Below are 2340 nucleotides of genomic sequence, written 5' to 3' on the forward strand. Positions count from 1 at the left end.
CCCTCGACCAGCCGCGTCGTGACCTTTTCGACGGGCAGCGCGACGGACACCATCCCGCCACGACCCGCCAGCCCACCCGCGATCGCCCGGCTCCGCAACGCCACCACCCGCGCCGCGTCCTCCAGCGACAACGCCCCTGCGACATGGGCGGCGGCGATCTCCCCCTGCGAGTGCCCCACCACCGCGTCCGGACGAACGCCGAACGACTCCCACAGCCGCGCCAGCGCCACCATCACGGCGAAGGACGCGGGCTGAATGACGTCCACCCGGTCCAGGGCGTCGGCCGGGGACCAGTCGACATGGGGTTCCAGCGCCCGTACGGCCTCGGCGTACGCGTCGGCGAAGACCGGGGACGACTCGGCCAGCGCACGGCCCATCCCCGCCCATTGAGCCCCCTGACCGGGGAACACGAAGACCGTCTTGCCCGTGACGTTCGCCGTTCCGGTGACCACGGCCGGGGATGGATCGCCCTGGCCGAGGGCGTCGAGCGCGACCGCCGCCTCCTCCCGGCCCGCCGCGACCACGACGGCGCGCTCGTCCAGCGCGGCCCGGGTGGTGGCCAGCGCATGCCCGATCTCGGCGGCCGTCGGCCCCTCGTTCTCCCGGACGAACGACGCCAGCCGGGCCGCCTGCGCCCGGAGTGCCTCCGGTCCACGCGCCGACACCGGCCACGCCGTCACGGCCGGTTCCGTGCCTCCGGCGAGGCTCTCCGGTGCGGCGTCCGGGCTCTGCTCGATGATCACGTGCGCGTTGGTGCCGCTCACACCGAACGAGGACACCCCCGCCCGGCGCGGCCGATCCACCTCCGGCCAGCCACGCGCCTCAACAGCCGGACGCCACCGGCCGACCAGTCCACCTCCGGCGTCGGCGTGTCCACGTGCAGCGTCGCGGGCAGCACACCGTGACGCAACGCCTGCACCATCTTGATCACACCGGCGGCACCGGCGGCCGCCTGGGCGTGCCCGATGTTCGACTTGACCGAGCCCAGCCACAGCGGCCGGTCCTCCGAGCGCCCCTGGCCGTAGGTCGCCAGCAGCGCCCGCGCCTCGATCGGGTCGCCCAGCCGCGTCCCCGTCCCATGACCCTCCACGACATCGACCTCGGCCCCGGCCAGACCCGCATTGGCCAACGCCTGCCGGATCACCCGCTCCTGCGACGGACCATTCGGCGCGGTCAGCCCATTCGAGGCACCGTCCTGATTCACCGCCGAACCACGCACCACCGCCAACACCTCATGACCATTACGGCGCGCGTCCGGCAGACGCTCCAGCACCAGCACCCCGACGCCTTCCGACATGCCGAAACCGTCGGCCGTCTCGGCGAAGGCCTTGCACCGGCCGTCGGCGGCCAGGCCGCGCTGGCGGCTGAAGCCGACCACGCCCTCCAGCGTGGACATGACCGACACGCCACCCGCCAGCGCCAGCGAGGACTCCCCCGAACGCAACGACTGCGCCGCCAGATGCAACGCCACCAACGACGACGAACACGCCGTGTCTACCGTCACCGCCGGACCCTCCAGCCCGAGGGTGTAGGAGACCCTGCCGGTCAGCACGCTCGCCGCGTTGCCGGTGACGAGATAGCCCTCGTCCGCCCGGCCGCGGGCGCCGTTCGTCCCGTAGTCCTGACCGTGCGTCCCGACGAAGACGCCGGTGGGCGTTCCTCGCAGGGACGTCGGGTCGACGCCCGCCCGTTCCAGCGCCTCCCACGACACCTCCAGCAACAGCCGCTGCTGCGGGTCCATGGCCAGCGCCTCGCGCGGGTTGATGCCGAAGAAGCCGGCGTCGAAGTCGGCCAGGCCGCGCAGGAACCCGCCGCCCCGGACGTAGGTCCGGCCGGGCGCGTCGGGATCGGGGTCGTAGACGCCGTCGAGATCCCAGCCGCGGTCCTGCGGGAGGCCGGTGATCGCGTCGCCGCCGGACGTCACGAACCGCCACAGGTCCTCGGCCGAGTTCAGGTCGCCGGGGAACCGGCACGCCATGGCGACGATGGCGATGGCGTCCTCGCCGGCGCCCGCCGCCGTGGGGGCCGGTGCCGCGGTCCGGGGTGCGGTGCCGGACAGTTCGGACCGCAGGTGCTCGGCGAGGCGGGCCGGGGTGGGGTGGTCGAAGACCAGGGTCGCGGGGAGGCGGAGCCCGGTGGCCTCGGCCAGCCGGTTGCGCAGGTCCACCGCCGTGAGGGAGTCGAGACCGAGCTCCTTGAGCGCGCGCACCGGCTCGACCGCGTCGGCTCCGGCGTGCCCGAGGACGGCGGCCGCCGTACGCCGGACGACGTCGAGCAGGTCGGCGGTGTCGATCGTGTCCGCGCCGGTGGTCGCGGCGATCTCCGTCCGCCGGGGCCGGG

Annotated in this window: 1 pseudogene; it reads right to left on the reverse strand. The window is 74.3% G+C overall.

Annotated features, from left to right (window positions below):
* A pseudogene (locus tag ACFFNX_RS49595) lies at nucleotides 1–2340 on the reverse strand (type I polyketide synthase); the annotation flags it as partial.

It is taken from the genome of Actinoallomurus acaciae (assembly GCF_042429965.1).
GTDB lineage: Bacteria > Actinomycetota > Actinomycetes > Streptosporangiales > Streptosporangiaceae > Actinoallomurus > Actinoallomurus acaciae.